The sequence below is a fragment of the Kitasatospora sp. NPDC036934 genome, assembly GCF_055608425.1.
Genome location: NZ_JBVJQR010000011.1, coordinates 197,984 through 216,667, shown reverse-complemented (window position 1 = coordinate 216,667; position 18,684 = coordinate 197,984). Strand labels below are relative to the sequence as shown.

Below are 18,684 nucleotides of genomic sequence, written 5' to 3'. Positions count from 1 at the left end.
GGTGGTGGTCCGGACGGGTGGCGGGAGGGGTGGCGGGCGGGGTGTCCGTGCCCCGGCCCGCTGGATCGGCCACCACCCCTCCCCGCACGGCTACGCCACCCACGCCACCCGCATGCTCCCCACCCTCCTCACCGCCGCCGCCCGCTTCCTCTCCCGCTCCCGGTCCCGGCCGCCCCCTGAGTCCCCCACCCGTCGCCTCCCCTTTCGTGCTGGTGGCCGATCACGAGGTGATGCGACCCGGCTGCGTCCAGCGACATCGTCGGATCTGCCACGAGTCGAGGGGGACGCTGGGCCGTTGTTGCGGCAGCACGGTGAACTGACGTGCGTCGTGGGTACGTTGGACGCGCATCGGGAGGCATCGCTCCTGGTGCCGACCCCCGGGGTGGTGGTAGCACCGCCGGGGTCGACGTGGTTGTCGCACTTTCAGCCCAGCGCGACCGCGTCCAGCGAGGCGGCCGTGGCCGCGCGGACGAGGGCCTGCATGAGGCGGAGGTCGGTGCCCTGTTCGGGGTGCCACTGGACGCCAACCATGAAGCCGGGGCCCTCGACCGCCTCCACCGTCCCGTCCGGGGCGAGGGCGCTGACGCGCAGGCCGGTGCCGAGGCGGTCGACGGCCTGGTGGTGGAAGGTCGGCACCTCCAACTCGCTCTCCGGGAGCAGGCCGCCGACCAGGGTGCCCGGCACCGGCCGGACGACATGGGCGCCGTAGCACCCCGGCGAGCCCGCGTGGACGTCCATCTCCACCACGTCCGGGAGGTGTTGGATGAGCGTCCCGCCGCACACCACGTTGAGCACCTGCATCCCCCGGCAGATCCCCAGCACCGGCATGCCGGCCGCCAGGGCGCCGCGCAGCAGGGCGACTTCCCAGGCGTCGCGTTCCGGGGAGTCGACGTCCGTCAACGGGTGGGCGGGCTCCCCGTAGTAGGCCGGGTCGATGTCCGGGCCGCCGGCGATGACGAGGGCGTCGAGCCGGGCGAGCACCTCGGGTGCGCGGTCGGGGGCGTCGGGCGGCAGGAGGACGGCGATGCCGCCGGAGTTCTGCACGTACGCGGTGTACCGCTCCGGCACCAGGGCGACGCGACGGCCGCGCCAGTCGCTCCAACTCGCGTCCACCAGGTAGGTGCTGACGCCGATGAAAGGCCTGCGATCCATGGCGGGCATTCTCCTCCCGTACCGTCCGGTACCTCGTCAACCACGCGTCCCGGCGCGCCACACGCGCCCGCCCTCTTCCGCGCCGTGAGCCGCAGGCCGTACGGTTCGCTGTGACCGCTCGATCTCGAAGAGTGATCGAAGAGTGATCGAGGAGAAGGGTTCCGGCATGCCCGAGAACGCCATGCCCGAGAACGCCCCGGCGGGTTCGCGGCCCCGGCCGCCACTGACCCTGGACGAGCTGCGCGTCCTGGTGGACGCGGGCGAGGTGCACACCGTCGCGCTCTCCTTCACCGACATGCAGGGCAGACTGCAGGGCAAACGGTTCGCCGCCCGGTTCTTCCTCGACGAGGTGGCGGAGCACGGCGCCGAGGCCTGCGACTACCTGCTGGCCGTGGACGTCGACCTGAACACGGTGGACGGCTACGCCTTCTCCTCCTGGGCCACCGGCTACGGCGACTTCGCGATGCGCCCCGACCTCGCCACCCTGCGGCTGACCCCCTGGCAGCCCGGCACCGCCCAGGTCACCGCCGACCTGGCCCGGCACGGCGGCCACCCGGTGGACGCGGCCCCGCGCCAGTTGCTGCGCCGCCAGATCGCCCGGCTCGCCGAGTACGGGCTGACCGCGGACATCGGCACCGAGCTGGAGTTCCTGGTCTTCCGCGACACCTACGAGCAGGCCTGGCTGGGCGGTTACCGCGGGCTGACCCCGGCGAACCTCTACAACGTGGACTACTCGATGCTGGGCACCGCCCGGGTCGAGCCGCTGCTCTCCCGGATCCGCAATGAGATGGCGGGCGCCGGGCTGACCGTGGAGTCCGCCAAGGGCGAGTGCAACCTGGGCCAGCACGAGATCGCGTTCCGCTACGCGGACGCCCTCACCACCTGCGACCAGCACAGCGTCTACAAGACCGGAGCCAAGGAGATCGCCGCCCAACAGGGCTGCGCGCTCACCTTCATGGCCAAGTACGACGAGCGCGAGGGCAACAGCTGCCACATCCACCTGTCGCTGCGCGACGCGGTCGGCGCGCCCGCCTTCGCCGACCGGGACGGCCGGATGACCGACACCATGCGGCACTTCCTGGCCGGGCAGCTCGTCGCGCTGCGCGAGTTCAGCGTGCTGTACGCGCCGAACATCAACTCCTACAAGCGCTACCGCCCGGGCTCCTTCGCCCCGACGGCCGTCGCCTGGGGCCGGGACAACCGCACCTGCGCCTACCGCGTGGTGGGGCACGGTCCGGGGCTGCGGATGGAGAACCGGGTGCCCGGCGGGGACGTCAACCCGTACCTCGCGGTGGCCGGGATGATCGCGGCCGGCCTGCACGGGATCCAGCGCAAGCTGGACCTGCCGACGCCCTGCCTGGGCAACGCCTACGCGGTGGAGGAGTACGCCCGGGTGCCCGGATCGCTGCGCGAGGCGGCCGGGTTGTGGGCGGAGAGCGAACTGGCCCGGACGGCCTTCGGGGACGACGTGGTCGAGCACTACCTGAACATGGCCCGGGTCGAGCAGGCCGCCTACGACGGCGCCGTCACCGACTGGGAGCGCTACCGATCCTTCGAACGGATGTGATCCGTGACCGAGCCCAGTACGAGCACCGTCCGCGACCCCGCCACCGGCGAGCTGCTCGCCACCGTCCCGGACACCACCGCCGAGCAGTTGGACGCGGCGGTCCAGCGGGCTCTGAAGGCCCAGTCGGGCTGGGCGGCGCTGGCGCCCGGTGACCGGGCCCGGCTGCTGCGCCGGTTCGCCGACCAGGTCGAGGTGCACGTCCCGGAGCTGGCCGCGCTGGAGGTGAGCGAGGCCGGGCACACCGTGGGCAACGCCCGCTGGGAGGCCGGCAACGTCCGGGACCTCCTGGAGTACGCGGCCGGGGGCGTGGAGCGGCTGACCGGCCGGCAGATCCCGGTGGCCGGCGGCCTGGACGTGACCGTCCACGAGCCGATCGGCGTGGTCGGGGTGATCGCGCCGTGGAACTTCCCGATGCCGATCGCCGCCTGGGGCTTCGCCCCGGCCCTGGCGGCCGGCAACGCGGTGCTCCTCAAGCCCGCCGAGGCGACCCCGCTGACCGCGCTGCGGCTGGCCGAACTGGCCCTGGCCGCAGGGCTTCCCGAGGGGCTGCTCCAGGTCGTCCCGGGGGCCGGCGGCACCACCGGGCGGGCGCTGGTGGACCACCCGGCGGTGCGCAAGATCGTGTTCACCGGGTCGACCGTGGTCGGCAAGGAGGTCGCCGCCCGCTGCGCGGCCCGGGCCAAACGGGTCACCCTGGAGCTCGGCGGCAAGAGCCCCAGCGTCGTCTTCGCCGACGCCGACCTCGCCCGCGCCGCCGACCCGATGTCCTTCGCCGACAACAGCGGCCAGGACTGCTGCGCCCGCAGCCGGATCCTGGTCCAGCGCGAGGTCTACGACGACTTCCTGGCGCTGCTGGTGCCCGCCGTCGAGGCGCTGCGCACCGGCGACCCCACCGACCCGGCCACCCAGCTCGGCCCGCTGATCTCGGCCGCCCAGGTCCGCCGGGTCACCTCCTACGTGACCCCCGACCTGCCCGTGCTGGCCCGCGGCGAGGTGCCCGACGGGCCCGGCTACTGGTACCCGCCGACGCTGCTGGCGCCCGCCGACCCGGAGGTCCCGGCGGTCACCGAGGAGATCTTCGGCCCGGTCGCCGCCGTCCTGCCGTTCACCGACGAGACCGACGCGCTGCGCCTGGCCAACGCCACCCGCTACGGCCTCTCCGGCTCGATCTGGACCAGGGACGTCGGCCGGGCGCTGCGCCTGGCCCGGGGCGTGCGGGCGGGCAACCTGTCCGTCAACTCGCACTCCTCGGTGCGCTACTGGACGCCCTTCGGCGGCTTCGGCGATTCGGGGGTGGGCCGCGAGCTGGGGCCGGACGCGCTGCGCCACTTCACCGAGACCAAGAACGTCTTCATCCACAGCGAGGAGTGAATCCATGCCCGAGCAGGACGCCACCGTCTGCCGCCGGCTGGTCGGCCGTACCGCCGTGGTCACCGGCGCGGGCAGCGGGATCGGCCTGGCCGCCGCCCGCCGGCTCGCCTCCGAGGGCGCCGAGGTGGTCTGCGCGGACCTGGACGAGCAGACCGGGCGGGCGGCCGCCAAGGAGGTCGGCGGGCTGTTCGTGCACACCGACGTCACCGACCCGTACATGGTCGAGGCGCTGTTCGACGAGGCGTACGAGACCTACGGCAGCGTGGACGTCGCCTTCAACAACGCGGGCATCTCGCCGCCGGAGGACGACTCGATCCTGACCACCGGGCTGGACGCCTGGCGCAAGGTCCAGGAGGTCAACCTGACCTCGGTCTACCTCTGCTGCAAGGCCGCGCTGCCGTACATGCGCCGGCACGGGCGCGGCTCGATCATCAACACCGCCAGCTTCGTGGCCCGGATGGGCGCCGCCACCTCGCAGATCTCGTACACCGCCTCCAAGGGCGGGGTGCTGGCGATGTCCCGGGAGCTGGGCGTGCAGTTCGCCCGGGAGGGGATCCGGGTGAACGCGCTGTCGCCCGGGCCGGTGGACACCCCGCTGCTGCGCGAGCTGTTCGCCGCGGACCCGGAGCGGGCGGCCCGCCGGCTGGTGCACATCCCGCTCGGTCGGTTCGCCCGGGCCGAGGAGATCGCCGCCGCGGTGGCCTTCCTGGCCAGCGACGACTCCTCGTTCGTCACCGCGAGCGAGTTCCTGGTGGACGGCGGCATCTCCGGGGCGTACGTCACCCCGCTGTAGGGCCCGGAGCGCCGGTCCGGCCGGTCCGGTGGGGCTTCTCACCGTAATCTCATCGAAAACCTCCGGAATTCCCGGCTGCGCTGATTTCGCGTTTATCCGGCTACCTTTAGATTCTTTGCTGTGAGTGAGCAGATTCCCGCCGGGTGGTACCCGGACCCGAAGGACACCACCAGCGACCCGAGACCGCAGCGCTGGTGGGACGGCAAGGGCTGGACGGCCGACACCCGGCCCGCACCCTCGGACGCCCCGCAGCCGGAGCCCCCGGCCGCCGCGGCTCCGGGGCCGGGAGCGGCGGACCGTCCCACCGTGCTGGAGGGCGAGGTGCTGGAGAGCGGGCCGACGGTCCGCTACCCGGAGCCGCCGCCCTTCGGCACCGCCTACGGCGCCCCCGCCGAGCCGCCCGGCAAGGCCCGGCGCAAGCCGTCCAAGCTGGTCGTGGCCACCGTGGTCGCCGCCGTGCTCGGCCTGGGCGCGGGCTCGGGGATCACCTACCTGGCGATGGACGGCCACGGCGACAACCGGGCGCAGCGCAGCGCCGCCCGCGCCCAGCCGGCCCCGAACGGGGACGGGGGGCTGTTCGGCTTCCCCGGCCTCGGTGACGGCAACGGTGGCAACGGCGGTGGCGGCAACGGCAGCGGTGGCGGCAGCGGCAAGGGCAGCGGGAAGTCCAAGCCGGGTGCCAACAAGGCCATCGACCTGGTGAACGGGCTCACCCTGCCCACCCCCTCCGGCTGGCAGGCCGGCACCACCAACGACGGCTACGCCGCACTGACCATCGGCGCCTACAAGTGCCCGGACGGCACCGACAGCTGCACCCTCGGCGGCGTGAACACCGGCCGGATCACCGGCGGCGGCACGGACGCCCAGGCGGCGGCGAAGGCCGACATCGACAAGGCGGTCAAGGACTCCTACGGCGATGTCACCGGGCACCAGGAGCTCAAGTCCGAGGCCGTGAAGGTCAACGGCCAGGACGGCTACCTGGTCCGTTGGAAGGTGGACGCGGCCAAGGGCAACAGCGGCTACGTGCAGACGGTGGTCTTCCCGACCGCCGACGGCAAGGCGCTGGTCTCGGTGCACTTCGGCTTCGACATCGCGGACAAGGCGCCGGACGTCTCCGTGATGGACACCATCGTGAAGGGCATCGCCGACTTCAAGGGCAAGATCCCGGGCCTGCCCGGGATGCCCGGCCTGCCGGGCTCCGGCGGCGGCTCCGGCAGCTCCGGCTCCACCGGTGGCTCCGGCAGCGGCTCCTCCGGCGGCCCCGACGGCTCCGGTACGGCCACCACCTGAGCCCCGCGCTCCTCACAGCAGGACGGCCCACCCGGGAGGAAACCCTCCCGGGTGGGCCGTCGCCGTCAGGGCCCGGGTCCGCTCCGGGCCCCGGGAGGCGCGGAACCGGACCGGACGGGGGTGGGCCGGCCCGGCCCCGCGTCGTCCGGCGTCAGGAGTCGCGTCGAACAGCCTCGACACGACGGCGCCGGAGCACCATGCCCGCCCAGCCGACGCCGAGCGCGGCGGCGCCGGCGAGCAGCAGCGGACCGGTGGCGGAGGTGCCGGCCACGGCGGCGGAGGTGGTCGGGATCGGCTGGCCGGCCGGGGCGTTCGGGTCCCCGCCGTGCCCGTGGTGGGCGACCGTGGACTTGGGGGCGTCGGCGGCGATCTGGGCGTCGCTGGGCGCGGCCGGGGCGGCGAGCGAGGAGACCGCCGGGGCGCCGGCCGTGGTGGCCTTGCCGAAGTCGACGTCGGAGCAGCTGTAGAACGCCTCCGGGCTGTCGCTGCGCTGCCAGATCATGTAGAGCAGCTGGCGGCCGGTGCGCTGCGGCAGGGTGCCCGGGTAGGTGTAGTACCCGTTGACGGCGGTGCGGTCGACCTGCACCTGGGCGACCGGGGTCGGGTCGAGGTCCGACCACTTCAGCGGCTTGGTGGGGTCGTAGCCGGGCTTGGTGATGTAGACGGTCTGGGTGCCGACGTGCGGCGCGGTGGTGCGGAACTGGAAGGTGAAGCTGCCCGCGCTGACCGGGGTGGCCGGCCAGTCGGTGCGCGGCCAGTCCAGGGCCGCGTACTTGTCGCGGTTGGCCGAGCAGAGCTTGCCGTCCGGGATCAGCGCCTGGTGGTTGCCGTTGGCGTTGGCGATGTTGACCTCGTTCCAGTCGTACAGCGGCTGGGTGCCGCTCGCGGCGACGAGGTCCTTGCACACCTGGGACACCGGGTGCTCGGGGCCCTCGGCGTAGCAGGCGGCGATCCGGCTGACCGGGCCGGTCATGGTGCCGTGGGCGCCGGCGGTGCCGGCGGTGATCGCGGCCGTCGCGAGGACGGCGGCGCCGACCACGCCGACGGACAGGGAAGTTCGCTTGATGGACATGGGGTGGGGACTCCTTGACCGTCGTTCCGGGCGGGTGTGGGGGAGCGGACACGCCTGCCCGTTCGGGGCCGCCGGCCCGGATCGCGGGCCCCGGCCAGAGCGTAGGATTGGTCTGGACCAGAAGGCAATAGCCGTGAGTGGTGCGGTTGTTGACGTACTGTAGGCTCCCGAGCAGCGCAAAGGCCCGACGGGACACCGGGGTTAGGTGTTCCATCGGGCCCGCTTAAGGTTCCGGAAAGGTCAGCGCTGCACCTTCTGAATGATGCCGGCCTGGATCACGTCTCCGTTGTTGCCGCCGCTGATCGTGTTGTAGATGTACGTCGAGCCGGGCTCTTGCCGCGGAATGAACTCGGCCAGGATCTCGCGGAGTTCATCCGCCGCCTCCGGGTGCTCGCGAAACAGCCGGCGCAGCCGGGTGCGCAGGACGGCCGTCTGGTCGGCCAGCGCGTCCTCGTCGTCGCCGGCCTCCACCACCTCGGCCCGGATCACCTCCAGATCGGCGCTCGTCGCCTCGTCCTCCTCGCCGCGCCCGAACATCCGGGCGACGCGTGAACTGACCTGTTCCCAGGCCGCGGTGGCCATCAGTCCGGCCAGCGACGATGCCCCCGACGTCACCATCTGCTGGACGATCTCCGCTTCCATGGCGCCCCCTCGTGGTTGGTGTGCCCGGCACCACGGTAGGGCAGCGCCGGACGGATCGTCAGAGGAACGTCTTCCCCTCACCCCGGTAGGTGGGGACGGTCCGGACGATCCGGTCCCCCTCGATCAGGTGCAGTTCGGAGAAGCGCTCGCACAGCTCGCCCGCCTTGGCGTGCCGGAACCAGACCCGGTCGCCGATCAGCAGGTCGTCGGCGGCCGGGCCGAGCAGCGGGGTCTGCACCTCGCCCGCGCCCTCCATCGGGTCGTACCGCAGCCCCGGCGGCAGGTACGGCATCGGCGAGCGGTCCGGTCCGACCGGGCCGGACGCCGGGTAGCCGCCGCCGAGCACGGTGACCACCCCGACGCCGGGGCGGCGCACCACCGGCTGGCCGAACAGTGCGGCCGGACGGCCCCGGAACACCCGGTAGTTGTCGAACAGCTGCGGCTGGTACAGCCCGGATCCGGCGGCGACCTCGGTGACGGCCCGTTCGGCCGCGGTGGACTCCACGCTGCCGGTGCCGCCGCCGTTGACGAACTCCAGCTCCGCCACCTGCCGCAGCCGCCGCACCACTGCCGCGCGCCGCTCGGCCAGTTCGGTCCGGGCCTTGTTCTGCATCAGCCGGACCAACTGGGAGCGCAGCGGCCGCCCGGGCACCCGGTCGCCCACCCCGGCGACGTGCCCCTCGTACGCCATCAGGCCGACCACCCGGAAGCCCCGGCGGCGCTGGACGAGTTCGGCGAAGGCGCCGAGCTCCTCCGGGGAGCGCAGCGGCGAGCGCCGGGCACCGACCCGGACCTTCCCGCCGAACAGGTGCAGCGCGGTGTCCAGTTCCAGGCAGACCCGCACCTCGGCGTCACCGGTGCGGGCCTTGTCGATCAGGTCCAGCTGGGCCGGGTCGTCCAGCACGACGGTGACCCGGGCGGCGAGCTCCTGGTCCCCGGTCAGTTCGGCGTAGCCGGCGCGGTCGGTGGAGGGGTAGGCGAGCAGGACGTCGCGCACGCCCGTACGGGCCAGCCAGAGCGACTCGTCCAGGGTGAAGCTCATCACCCCGAGGAAGCCGTCCACGGCCAGCGCCCGGTCCAGCAGGGCCCGGCAGCGCAGCGACTTGCTGGCCACCCGGATCGGCTTGCCGCCCGCCCGGCGCACCAGGTCGACGGCGTTGGCGTCGAAGGCGTCGAGGTCCACGACGGCCACCGGCCCGTCCAGGTGGGCGGTGGCCCGGTCGTACCGGTGCCGGTCCGTGACAGGGGTGCGCGCAACGAGGATGACCATGCGCGCAGGCTGCCACAGCGCGCTACCGGTGGGTAGAGGTCGCGCGGGGAGTCGTGCGTGGAAATGCGGTCGGCGCCGGCCGGTGGCATAGGGTCGGCCGGGTGGACCGCGAAGACTTCCCCAACCCGGCGTTCGCCGGCAAGAGCATCCCGAACCCCGGCTTCTCCGACGACGACGGCACGGCGGACCGGGCGCTCACCGAGGCCCTCGCCCGCTGGTCGCAGGACCGCGCGGTGGAGCCCGAGGTGCTGGCGGCGCTGACCCCGACCCGGCTGATGGTCCCGATCGTGGCGATCCTCGGCGAGGTCGAGGTGGACGAGCACGGGCACCGGCACGACAAGAGCAGCGACATGGCCGTGCCGGTGCTGGAGGCCCCGGACGGGCGCCGCGCGCTGCCGGCCTTCACGTCCCTGGAGGCGCTCACCCGCTGGCGGGCCGACGCCCGTCCGGCGCCGACGGCGGCCCCGCAGGCCGCGATGGTCGCCTTCTCCGAGCGCGCCGACACGCTGCTGATCGACCCGGCCGGGCCGGTGCCGTTCCTGCTGAGCGGCGCCCGGCTGCGGGCCCTGGCGGAGAACCGCCCCTACCTGCCGCCGGTGCGGGACCCGGAGGTGCGGGAGGCGGTCCGGGTGCTGCTCGCGGCCGAGCCGCAGGTGCTCAGCGGGCTGCTGGCGCCGTCGGAGGACTCGGACGGGGTGCTCGCCGTGGTCTTCGACCCGGCGCTGGACCAGCCGGGGCTGCAGGAGGCCGCGCAGCGGGTCGGCCGGGCGGTGGCCGGGGACCCGGTGCTGCGGGTGCGGCTGGACCGGGGGCTGGACCTCGCGGTGCTGCCGGAGAGTGCCCAGCTGCCGGGGGAGCCGCTGTACCGGCGGTAGGAACGACGTACCGGCGGTAGGAACGACGAAGGGCCCGCAGCTACGAGGTTTCGTAGCTGCGGGCCCCGGTCGGACCGGTCTCAGGAGTAGACCGGCCCGGTGAACTTCTCGCCCGGCCCGGTGCCCGGCGCGTCAGGCACCAGGGAGGCCTCGCGGAAGGCCAGCTGCAGCGAGCGCAGCCCGTCGCGCAGCGGGGCCGCGTGGAAGTTGCTGATCTCCGGGGCGCCGGCCGTGACCAGTCCGGCGAGCGCGGTGATCAGCTTGCGGGCCTCGTCCAGGTCCTTGTCCTTCTCGCCGCCCTCGGCCAGGCCGCACTTGACCGCGGCGGCGCTCATCAGGTGCACCGCGACGGTGGTGATCACCTCGACGGCCGGGACCTCGGCGATGTCGCGGGTGAGGTCGTCGAAGCCGATCGCGTCGTCGTCCGTGCCGGGGGTCTGGGTGGGCTCGCTGCTCAAGGGGGGCTCGTTCCGTCGTGCGGTGTGGGTACAGGGTGGAGCGTACAAGGGGCCCGGAAGCCGCCGGGAAGGCAGTGCGCCGGGGCGGAATAGCGTTCGACAGCGCGACGCTGTAAGCTTCGAGACTGACCGGCCGGGATCCCTCATGGGCACCTGGCCAGCAAGTGGAGGCTCCACTGCGAGGAGGCCCGAGAGGGCAACCGCGAAAGTCTCCCACCCGATCGACTTCACGGTCGACGGGTCCCGGTCCGCGACGGGCGCCGAGGCGCCGAGTCGCCCGCAGCGTCCCTCACCGGATGCCGCCCCCGGTTGTGTGGAGCCCCGCTTGTACCGAGCGGGGCTTTTTTCGTGTCGCGGTGCACGCGGTGCCGAGAGGCATCGGGCAGCGCAGCACGAATGAAGCCCCGCCCAGTGGTCGAGTCCACTACGTGCGACCGCCGTCCGACGGCCGCATCGCAGAAGGTGCAACCGAGGAGGCCCCATCAGCACCGAGCCCCGCATCAACGACCGGATTCGCGTCCCGGAGGTGCGACTTGTCGGTCCCAGCGGCGAGCAGGTCGGCATCGTGCCGCTTGCCAAGGCGCTGGAGCTCGCACAGGAGTACGACCTCGACCTGGTCGAGGTCGCGGCGACCGCCCGGCCGCCGGTGTGCAAGCTCATGGACTACGGCAAGTTCAAGTACGAGTCGGCCATGAAGGCCCGTGAGGCGCGCAAGAACCAGGCGCACACGGTCATCAAGGAGATGAAGCTCCGGCCGAAGATCGACCCGCACGACTATGACACCAAGAAGGGTCACGTCGTTCGGTTCCTCAAGCAGGGCGACAAGGTCAAGATCACGATCATGTTCCGCGGTCGTGAGCAGTCCCGCCCCGAGCTGGGCTTCCGTCTGCTGCAGCGGCTCGCCGACGACGTCCAGGACCTGGGCTTCGTCGAGTCCTCGCCGAAGCAGGACGGCCGGAACATGATCATGGTTCTTGGCCCGCACAAGAAGAAGACCGAGGCGATGGCCGAGGCCCGCGCCCTCGCGGACGCCCGCAAGGCCGAGCGACTGGGCCGGACCCCCGGCTCCGACGCCGACCTCGCGGATGACGACGCGGTGGCCGAGGACCTGGTCGCCGAGGACGAGGACCTGGTGGCCGACGACGCCGTGACCGAGGCGCAGGACGCCCCGGTCGAGGCGCCGGCCGCCGAGGCCGAGGCCCCGGTCGAGCAGCCGGCCGCTTCCCAGGGCGCCTGAGCCGCAAGGCTCACGGCAGTCCGGGGGTCGGCCCCCAGGGTGACGGGGCGTCCCGCCCGGTCACCACAGATCCATCCAGTTCACGCCCGCGCGGCGCAGGTCGCGCGGGCGTGGACGGGACTGACGAGGAGATACGGCGAAATGCCGAAGCAGAAGACGCACAGTGGCGCCAGCAAGCGCTTCAAGATCAGTGGCTCTGGCAAGGTGCTGCGCGAGCGCGCCGGCCGCCGCCACCTCCTGGAGCACAAGCCCTCGACGCTGACCCGCAAGCTGGCCGGGACCGTCGAGCTGGCCCCCGCTGACGCCAAGAAGATCAAGAAGCTTCTCGGCAAGTGATCGCCCTCCCGCCCGGCGCGAGCCGTGTGCGGGGCAGCTGATCCTTCCCGACCCATTCGAATGACGGACCACGTGAAGTAGTCCGTGGTCCAACCCAAGGAGTAATCAAGTGGCACGCGTCAAGCGGGCAGTCAACGCCCACAAGAAGCGCCGGGTCATCCTGGAGCGCGCCAGCGGCTACCGTGGCCAGCGTTCGCGCCTGTACCGCAAGGCCAAGGAGCAGGTCACCCACTCGCTGGTCTACAACTTCAACGACCGCAAGAAGCGCAAGGGCGACTTCCGTCAGCTGTGGATCCAGCGCATCAACGCTGCGGCCCGTGCCAACGGCATCACCTACAACCGCTTCGTGCAGGGCCTGAAGGCCGCCAGCGTCGAGATCGACCGCAAGATGCTGGCCGACCTGGCCGTCAACGACCCGGGTGCGTTCGCCTCCCTGGTCGAGGTGGCCCAGAAGGCGCTGCCGGCCGACGTGAACGCCCCGAAGGCCGCCGCCGACGCCGCCTGATCTTCCGAGATCGGTTGAGCTCTGACCGGACCCGCAGGCTCTCCTGCGGGTCCGGTTCTGCTTTCCGTCCCCCGTGCCCTCCCAGTGCCTCCAGAGAACGAGACCATGCCGAGCACCGAGACCCCCCTGCTCACCTCCCTGCGCTCGCCGCGCGTCGTCGCCGCCCGCCGGCTCGCCAAGCGGAACCAGCGCACCAAGGAGCGCCGCTTCCTGGCCGAGGGCCCGCAGGCCGTCCGGGAGGCCATCGGGTTCGGCAAGCTGCCGGGGACGGCGGAGCACGCCGTGGTCGAGGTGTACGTGGGCCTGGAGGCCGCCGAGCGGCACGCGGACATCGTCGGGGCCGCCCTGGCCGAGGGGCTGCCGGTGCTGACCGCCACCGACGAGGTGATCGCCGACATCTGCGACACCGTGACCCCGCAGGGCATCGTGGCGCTCTGCCGCTTCATCGACACCCCGTTCGCCGAGGTGCTCGCGGCCCGGCCCAAGCTGGTGGCGATCCTCGCCCACGTGCGCGACCCCGGCAACGCCGGCACCGTGCTGCGCACCGCCGACGCCGCCGGCGCGGACGCCGTGGTGCTCACCGACGCCTCGGTGGACCTGTACAACCCGAAGGCCGTCCGGGCCTCCGTGGGCAGCCTGTTCCACCTGCCGGTGGCGGTCGGCGTACCGGTCGAGGAGGCGGTCGGGCAGCTGCGCGCGGCCGGCATCCGGGTGCTCGCCGCGGACGGCGCGGGGGAGCGCGACCTGGACCGGGAGCTCGACGAGGGCACCCTCGGTGCGCCCGGCGCATGGCTGTTCGGCAACGAGGCCTGGGGGCTCCCGGAGGAGACCCGCGCGCTCACCGACGAGGTCGTGCGGGTACCGATCCACGGCCACGCGGAGAGCCTCAACCTCGCCACCGCCGCGGCCGTCTGCCTGTACGCCTCCGCCCGGGCCCAGCGTTCGCCCGGCGGCTGCCGCTCGAAGGGCTGACGCCGCGGCCCTGATCCGGCAAGAACCCGCAGGACACGCCCCGGGCGCGCCGCGTTCTCACGCTGCAAGCCCTACTGCGGGGGCCTGCGAGGCGCTAGGGTCTGCCTCGGTGGGGGGAACGGCACGGTGGGTAATCGGGGAGGCAACCCATGGTCGGCAGCGGACCCGAGCTCGACCCGGACGACCTGCCGGACGGCTTGGTGGTCGCCGACGCGCTGGGCCGGGTGGTCTGCTTCAACCGGGCCGCGGCCCGGCTCACCGGGGTGCTCCCGGCGGCCGCGCTCGGTCTCGCGCTGGAGGACGTCCTGCCGCTGGAGGACCTGGACGGCCACCGCTGGTGGCAGCTGACCGACCCGTACGGCGGCCTGGCGATCCGCACCGGCCAGCCCGAGCGCAACCTGCTGCTGCCCGGCGGGCGCGAGGTGCTGGTCTCCGCCCGGTACGTCCGGGCGGTGCCGCAGGGGCCGCTGGAGCGCCTGGTGGTCGCCGTGCGCGGCACCGAGGCCCGGCGCCGCACCGAGCGCAGCCACGCCGAGCTGATCGCCACCGTCGCGCACGAGCTGCGCTCCCCGCTGACCAGCGTCAAGGGCTTCACGGCGACGCTGCTGGCCAAGTGGGAGCGGTTCACCGACGGGCAGAAGCGGCTGATGCTGGAGACGGTGGACGCCGACGCCGACCGGGTCACCCGGCTGATCGCCGAGCTGCTGGACATCTCCCGGATCGACGCCGGACGGCTGGAGCTGCGCAAGCAGGTGGTCGACCTGGCGGCCGCGGTGCGCCGGCACGTCGAGCGCAAGGTGGCCACCGGCATCCCCGTGGAGCGCTTCGACATCCGGATCACCGAGCCGCTCACCGTGCTGTGGGCGGACCCGGACAAGGTCGACCAGGTGCTCGCCAACCTGCTGGAAAACGCGGTGCGGCACGGCGAGGGAACTGTCACCATCGAGGTGGCACCGGCCAAGGAGGTCGTCGAGGCGCCCGTCTGGGAGCGCTCCGGCACCCCGCCCCGCATCGTGGAAGGCACAGCGGTCACCGTGAGCGATGAAGGCAGCGGCATCCCCGAGGAGTCGATGCCGCGCGTCTTCACCCGCTTCTGGCGGGGCTCCAAGCGCGGTGGCACCGGCCTCGGGCTCTACATCGTCAAGGGCATCGTGGAGGCCCACGGCGGTTCCATCCGGGTCGACCGCGCGCCCGGCGGCGGGGCCCGGTTCCGATTTATCCTGCCCGCCGGGGTGCCCGACTTCATGCTCTGAAAGAGCATGAACGACTGACACAGCGTGCTCTGACAAGAGCGCGGGGGCTTCGCCGGACGGGCTTGACGGCAGCCGCGCTACGCGCTGCGACTACACTCGACCTTTGGCGTTGCGCAACGCCCTGTGCGGCTGTGCCGCGGACACCCTCCCCGTCAGCACGGAGACCGGCTGCCCGCGCCCCGGCCCCGCCGGGCGTGACGCGAAGGCGAGCCCACACACCTGAGTACGGACGAGCAGGAGCACGGGAAGATAGAGATGTCGGCACCCAACAAGTCGTACGACCCTGTCGAGGTCGAGGCACTCAAGCCCGAGGTGGTGGAGCAGGCGCGGGACGAGGCGATCGCCGCCTTCGCCGCCGCCGGTTCCCTGGACGAGCTGAAGCAGGCCAAGGTCGCCCACACCGGCGACCGCTCCGCGCTCTCCCTCGCCAACCGCGAGATCGGCGCCCTTCCGCCGCACGCCAAGGCCGCCGCCGGCAAGCTGATCGGCCAGGCCCGCGGCGCCGTCAACCAGGCGCTCGCCAAGCGGCAGGCCGAGCTGGAGGCGGAGCGCGACGCCCGCGTGCTGGTCGAGGAGGCGGTGGACGTCACCCTGCCGTACGACCGCGCCCCGCGCGGCGCCAGGCACCCGCTGACCACGCTGGCCGAGCGCATCGAGGACACCTTCGTCGCGATGGGCTACCAGGTCGCGGAGGGCCCCGAGGTCGAGGCCGAGTGGCTGAACTTCGACGCCCTCAACCTGGGCCCGGACCACCCGGCCCGCTCGATGCAGGACACCTTCTTCGTCCAGGCCCCGGACGGCTCCGCCGACTCCGGCGTGGTGCTGCGCACCCAGACCTCCCCGGTCCAGGCCCGCACCCTGCTCCACCGCGAGCCCCCGGTCTACGTGGTCTGCCCCGGCCGGGTCTACCGGACGGACGAGCTGGACGCCACCCACACCCCGGTGTTCCGCCAGGTCGAGGGCCTCGCCGTCGACGAGGGCATCACCTTCGCCGACCTCAAGGGCACCATCGAGGTGCTGGTCGAGAAGCTGATCGGCGGCGGCCTGGAGCTGCGCTGGCGCCCCTCGTACTTCCCGTTCACCGAGCCGAGCGCCGAGATCGACCTGCAGTGCTTCGTGTGCCGCGGCGAGAGTGTCGGCAACCCTGACCGTCCGTGCCGCACCTGCTCCTCCGAGGGCTGGATCGAGCTCGGCGGCTGCGGCGTGGTCAACCCCCGGGTGCTGGTCGCCTGCGGCGTGGACCCGAACCGCTACAGCGGGTTCGCCTTCGGCCTGGGCCTGGAGCGGATCCTGATGAATCGTCACAACGTCGCCGACATGCGCGACATGGTCGAGGGTGACGTCCGCTTCACCCTCCCGTTCGGGATGGAGATCTGATGCGCGTCCCGCTTTCCTGGCTGCGCGAGTACGTCGACCTTCCGGCCGGTGAGACCGGCCGCGACGTGGCCGAGCGCCTGGTCCGGGCCGGCCTGGAGGTCGAGACCGTCGAGCAGCTCGGCACCGACCTCAAGGGCCCCCTGGTGGTCGGCGAGGTGCTCTCCATCGAGGAGCTGTCCGGCTTCAAGAAGCCGATCCGGCACTGCTTCGTCAACGTCGGCGACGCCAACGGCACCGGTGAGCCGCAGGAGATCGTCTGCGGCGCGACCAACTTCGCGGTCGGCGACAAGGTCGTGGTCGTGCTCCCGGGCGCCGTGCTGCCCGGCCCGTTCCCGATCGCGGCCCGCAAGACCTACGGCCACACCTCGGCCGGCATGATCTGCTCCGCCCGCGAGCTGGGCATGGGCGACGACCACAACGGCATCATCGTGCTCCCGCCCGAGTACGAGCCCGGCACCGACGCCATCGAGCTGCTCCAGCTGGTCGACGAGGTGCTGGACATCGCCGTCACCCCGGACCGCGGCTACTGCCTGTCGATGCGCGGCGTGGCCCGCGAGGCCGCCGCCGCGTACGGGCTGCCGCTGGCCGACCCGGCGCTGCTCGACGTGCCGCCGGCCAACTCCTTCGGCTACCTGGTCAAGGTCAACGACCCGGCCGGCTGCGACCGCTTCGTGGCCCGCACGGTCATCGGCGTCGACCCGACCGCCAAGTCGCCGATCTGGCTGCAGCGCCGCCTCCAGAAGTCGGGCATCCGCCCGATCTCGCTGACCGTCGACATCACCAACTACGTGATGCTGGAGGTCGGCCAGCCGCTGCACGCCTACGACAAGCAGCGCGTGAGCGGCCCGATCACGGTCCGCCGGGCGGCCGAGGGCGAGACCCTCACCACCCTGGACGGCGTCGAGCGCAAGCTCGCCGCCGAGGATCTGCTGATCTGCGACGCCAGCGGCCCGATCGGCCTGGCCGGGGTCATGGGCGGCGCCTCCACCGAGATCCTCGACCCGACCGCCGGTCCGGGCACCACCGAGGTGATCATCGAGGCCGCGCACTTCGACCCGGTCTCCATCGCCCGCACCGCCAAGCGGCACAAGCTGCCCTCCGAGGCGTCCAAGCGCTTCGAGCGCGGCGTCGACCCGGAGGCCGCCCGCGCCGCCGCGCAGCGCGCCGTTGACCTGCTGGTGCTGATCGCCGGCGGCACCGCCGAGGCCGGGGTCACCGACATCGCGGCCCCGCACCCGGTGCGCACCATCACCATCGCCGCCGACCTGCCGGACCGGGTGGCCGGCACGGCGTACGGCCGCGAGACCGTCACCCGGCGCCTGCAAGAGGTCGGCTGCTCGGTCGCGGGCGCCGACGTCCTGGAGGTCACCCCGCCGGCCTGGCGGCCCGACCTCACCGACCCGTACGACCTCGCGGAGGAGGTCATCCGGCTGGAGGGCTACGACAACGTCCCCGCCCGGATGCCCAACGTCCCGCCGGGCAAGGGCCTGACCGAGGCCCAGCGCGTCCACCGCCGGATCGGCGTGGCGCTGGCCGGGGCCGGCTACGTCGAGGTCAACAACTACCCGTTCCTCGGCGAGGCCGCCTTCGAGGCGCTCGGCCTGGAGCCGGAGGACCGCCGCCGCCGGACCGTCACGCTGGTGAACCCGCTCAACGACGAGGAACCGTCGCTGCGCACCACCATGCTGCCGGGCCTGCTCGGCGCGCTGCGCCGCAACATCGGCCGGGGCAACACCGACCTGGCGATCTTCGAGACCGGCACCGTGTTCCTGCCGAAGGACGAGCTGACCGTGGCCCCGCGCCCGGCCGTCGACCGCCGGCCGAGCGACGCGGAGCTGGCCGCGCTGGACGCCGCGCTGCCGGACCAGCCGCGCCGGGTCGCCGTCGCCCTCGCGGGCGAGCGGCTGCCGTCCGGCTGGTGGGGCAAGGGCGACCAGGCCTCCTGGGCGGACGCGATCGAGGCGGCCCGTACGGTGGCCCGTGCGGCCGGCGTCGAGCTGACCGTGCGCCAGGGCCAGTTGGCGCCCTGGCACCCGGGCCGCTGCGCCGAGCTGGTGGTCGCCGGCACCGACCGGGTGGTCGGCCACGCCGGTGAGCTGCACCCCCGCGTGGTCAAGTCGCTCGGGCTGCCGGCCCGTTCGGCGGCGATGGAGCTCGACGTCGACCTGCTGACGGCCGACGGCTCGCGGAAGGCCGACGGCCCGGCGGTCTCCGGATTCCCGGTGGCCACCCAGGACGTCGCGCTGATCGTCGACACCGCCGTCCCGGCCGCCGAGGTCGAGGCCGCGCTGCGCTCGGGCGCGGGCGAACTGCTGGAGGCCATCCGGCTGTTCGACGTGTTCACCGGTGAGCAGGTCGGCGAGGGCAAGAAGTCGCTGGCGTACGCGCTGCGCTTCCGCGCCACCGACCGCACCCTGACCGCCGACGAGGCCACCGCCGCCCGCGAGGCGGCCGTCGCCGAGGCCGTCAGCCGCACCGGCGCGGTGCTGCGCGGCGCCTGATCCCGTAGTGCCC

At 73.1% G+C, this 18,684-nt stretch carries 17 protein-coding genes; 12 read left to right on the top strand and 5 right to left on the bottom strand.

What is annotated here, in order from left to right:
• Positions 1 to 423: 423 nt before the first annotated feature.
• Positions 424 to 1,152, bottom strand: coding sequence for a gamma-glutamyl-gamma-aminobutyrate hydrolase family protein (locus tag ACZ7BZ_RS19015; RefSeq protein ID WP_380456504.1), 729 nt, complete (start codon positions 1,150 to 1,152; stop codon positions 424 to 426).
• Positions 1,153 to 1,318: 166 nt separating this feature from the next.
• Between ACZ7BZ_RS19015 and ACZ7BZ_RS19010 the strand changes: the two genes are divergently transcribed.
• From ACZ7BZ_RS19010 to ACZ7BZ_RS18995, 4 genes are all read left to right on the top strand, one after another.
• Positions 1,319 to 2,719, top strand: coding sequence for a glutamine synthetase family protein (locus tag ACZ7BZ_RS19010; protein WP_470359274.1), 1,401 nt, complete (start codon positions 1,319 to 1,321; stop codon positions 2,717 to 2,719).
• Positions 2,720 to 2,722: 3 nt separating this feature from the next.
• Positions 2,723 to 4,090 carry an aldehyde dehydrogenase family protein gene (locus ACZ7BZ_RS19005; protein ID WP_470359273.1) on the top strand — a complete coding sequence of 456 codons (1,368 nt, stop codon included), beginning with the start codon at positions 2,723 to 2,725 and terminating at the stop codon, positions 4,088 to 4,090.
• Positions 4,091 to 4,094: 4 nt separating this feature from the next.
• Positions 4,095 to 4,883 (top strand): 3-oxoacyl-ACP reductase, encoded by a 789-nt coding sequence (locus tag ACZ7BZ_RS19000; RefSeq protein WP_470359272.1) that lies wholly within the window; start codon positions 4,095 to 4,097, stop codon positions 4,881 to 4,883.
• A gap of 120 nt (positions 4,884 to 5,003) precedes the next feature.
• Positions 5,004 to 6,173 carry a DUF2510 domain-containing protein gene (locus ACZ7BZ_RS18995; protein WP_470359271.1) on the top strand — a complete coding sequence of 390 codons (1,170 nt, stop codon included), beginning with the start codon at positions 5,004 to 5,006 and terminating at the stop codon, positions 6,171 to 6,173.
• Between the two features lie 151 nt (positions 6,174 to 6,324).
• On the opposite strand, the gene ACZ7BZ_RS18990 is transcribed toward ACZ7BZ_RS18995, so the two are convergent.
• From ACZ7BZ_RS18990 to ACZ7BZ_RS18980, 3 genes are all read right to left on the bottom strand, one after another.
• On the bottom strand, positions 6,325 to 7,245 hold the full coding sequence (locus ACZ7BZ_RS18990; RefSeq protein ID WP_470359270.1) for a lytic polysaccharide monooxygenase auxiliary activity family 9 protein: 921 nt from the start codon (positions 7,243 to 7,245) through the stop codon (positions 6,325 to 6,327).
• Positions 7,246 to 7,485: 240 nt separating this feature from the next.
• Entirely contained in the window at positions 7,486 to 7,887 is a 402-nt protein-coding gene (locus ACZ7BZ_RS18985) for a hypothetical protein (protein WP_470359269.1), read from the bottom strand.
• Positions 7,888 to 7,945: 58 nt separating this feature from the next.
• On the bottom strand, positions 7,946 to 9,157 hold the full coding sequence (locus ACZ7BZ_RS18980) for an alanine racemase (RefSeq protein WP_470359268.1): 1,212 nt from the start codon (positions 9,155 to 9,157) through the stop codon (positions 7,946 to 7,948).
• A 101-nt stretch (positions 9,158 to 9,258) separates the two neighbouring features.
• Between ACZ7BZ_RS18980 and ACZ7BZ_RS18975 the strand changes: the two genes are divergently transcribed.
• Complete coding sequence (locus ACZ7BZ_RS18975) at positions 9,259 to 10,032, top strand: SseB family protein (RefSeq protein WP_470359267.1); 774 nt, start codon at positions 9,259 to 9,261, stop codon at positions 10,030 to 10,032.
• 80 nt (positions 10,033 to 10,112) lie between these two features.
• On the opposite strand, the gene ACZ7BZ_RS18970 is transcribed toward ACZ7BZ_RS18975, so the two are convergent.
• Complete coding sequence (locus tag ACZ7BZ_RS18970; protein WP_360230223.1) at positions 10,113 to 10,490, bottom strand: DUF1844 domain-containing protein; 378 nt, start codon at positions 10,488 to 10,490, stop codon at positions 10,113 to 10,115.
• Between the two features lie 481 nt (positions 10,491 to 10,971).
• Here ACZ7BZ_RS18970 and infC point away from each other — a divergent pair, with 481 nt between their 5' ends.
• The 7 genes from infC (at position 10,972) to pheT (ending at position 18,671) form a co-directional block, all read left to right on the top strand.
• Positions 10,972 to 11,727, top strand: coding sequence for a translation initiation factor IF-3 (infC, locus tag ACZ7BZ_RS18965; RefSeq protein WP_470359321.1), 756 nt, complete (start codon positions 10,972 to 10,974; stop codon positions 11,725 to 11,727).
• A 141-nt stretch (positions 11,728 to 11,868) separates the two neighbouring features.
• Positions 11,869 to 12,063 (top strand): 50S ribosomal protein L35, encoded by a 195-nt coding sequence (rpmI, locus tag ACZ7BZ_RS18960; RefSeq protein WP_030055648.1) that lies wholly within the window; start codon positions 11,869 to 11,871, stop codon positions 12,061 to 12,063.
• 109 nt (positions 12,064 to 12,172) lie between these two features.
• Complete coding sequence (gene rplT / locus ACZ7BZ_RS18955; protein WP_030055649.1) at positions 12,173 to 12,568, top strand: 50S ribosomal protein L20; 396 nt, start codon at positions 12,173 to 12,175, stop codon at positions 12,566 to 12,568.
• A gap of 105 nt (positions 12,569 to 12,673) precedes the next feature.
• Positions 12,674 to 13,540 carry a TrmH family RNA methyltransferase gene (locus tag ACZ7BZ_RS18950; RefSeq protein ID WP_470359266.1) on the top strand — a complete coding sequence of 289 codons (867 nt, stop codon included), beginning with the start codon at positions 12,674 to 12,676 and terminating at the stop codon, positions 13,538 to 13,540.
• A gap of 149 nt (positions 13,541 to 13,689) precedes the next feature.
• Positions 13,690 to 14,793, top strand: coding sequence for a sensor histidine kinase (locus ACZ7BZ_RS18945; protein WP_470359265.1), 1,104 nt, complete (start codon positions 13,690 to 13,692; stop codon positions 14,791 to 14,793).
• A 255-nt stretch (positions 14,794 to 15,048) separates the two neighbouring features.
• Positions 15,049 to 16,170: a phenylalanine--tRNA ligase subunit alpha gene (pheS, locus tag ACZ7BZ_RS18940; protein ID WP_380462604.1), complete on the top strand. Its 1,122-nt coding sequence runs from the start codon at positions 15,049 to 15,051 to the stop codon at positions 16,168 to 16,170.
• Complete coding sequence (gene pheT / locus ACZ7BZ_RS18935) at positions 16,170 to 18,671, top strand: phenylalanine--tRNA ligase subunit beta (protein WP_470359264.1); 2,502 nt, start codon at positions 16,170 to 16,172, stop codon at positions 18,669 to 18,671. Before pheS ends, pheT begins: the two co-directional genes overlap by 1 nt.
• The last annotated feature ends 13 nt before the right edge of the window (positions 18,672 to 18,684 follow it).

Bases quoted from the DNA above. Each gene is read 5' to 3' on its own strand.
- ACZ7BZ_RS19015 (WP_380456504.1), bottom strand. From the start codon at position 1,152: ATGGATCGCAGGCCTTTCATCGGCGTCAGCACCTACCTGGTGGACGCG.
- ACZ7BZ_RS19010 (WP_470359274.1), top strand. From the start codon at position 1,319: ATGCCCGAGAACGCCATGCCCGAGAACGCCCCGGCGGGTTCGCGGCCC.
- ACZ7BZ_RS19000 (WP_470359272.1), top strand. From the start codon at position 4,095: ATGCCCGAGCAGGACGCCACCGTCTGCCGCCGGCTGGTCGGCCGTACC.
- ACZ7BZ_RS18990 (WP_470359270.1), bottom strand. From the start codon at position 7,245: ATGTCCATCAAGCGAACTTCCCTGTCCGTCGGCGTGGTCGGCGCCGCC.
- ACZ7BZ_RS18985 (WP_470359269.1), bottom strand. From the start codon at position 7,887: ATGGAAGCGGAGATCGTCCAGCAGATGGTGACGTCGGGGGCATCGTCG.
- ACZ7BZ_RS18980 (WP_470359268.1), bottom strand. From the start codon at position 9,157: ATGGTCATCCTCGTTGCGCGCACCCCTGTCACGGACCGGCACCGGTAC.
- rpmI (WP_030055648.1), top strand. From the start codon at position 11,869: ATGCCGAAGCAGAAGACGCACAGTGGCGCCAGCAAGCGCTTCAAGATC.
- ACZ7BZ_RS18950 (WP_470359266.1), top strand. From the start codon at position 12,674: ATGCCGAGCACCGAGACCCCCCTGCTCACCTCCCTGCGCTCGCCGCGC.
- ACZ7BZ_RS18945 (WP_470359265.1), top strand. From the start codon at position 13,690: ATGGTCGGCAGCGGACCCGAGCTCGACCCGGACGACCTGCCGGACGGC.
- pheS (WP_380462604.1), top strand. From the start codon at position 15,049: ATGTCGGCACCCAACAAGTCGTACGACCCTGTCGAGGTCGAGGCACTC.
- pheT (WP_470359264.1), top strand. From the start codon at position 16,170: ATGCGCGTCCCGCTTTCCTGGCTGCGCGAGTACGTCGACCTTCCGGCC.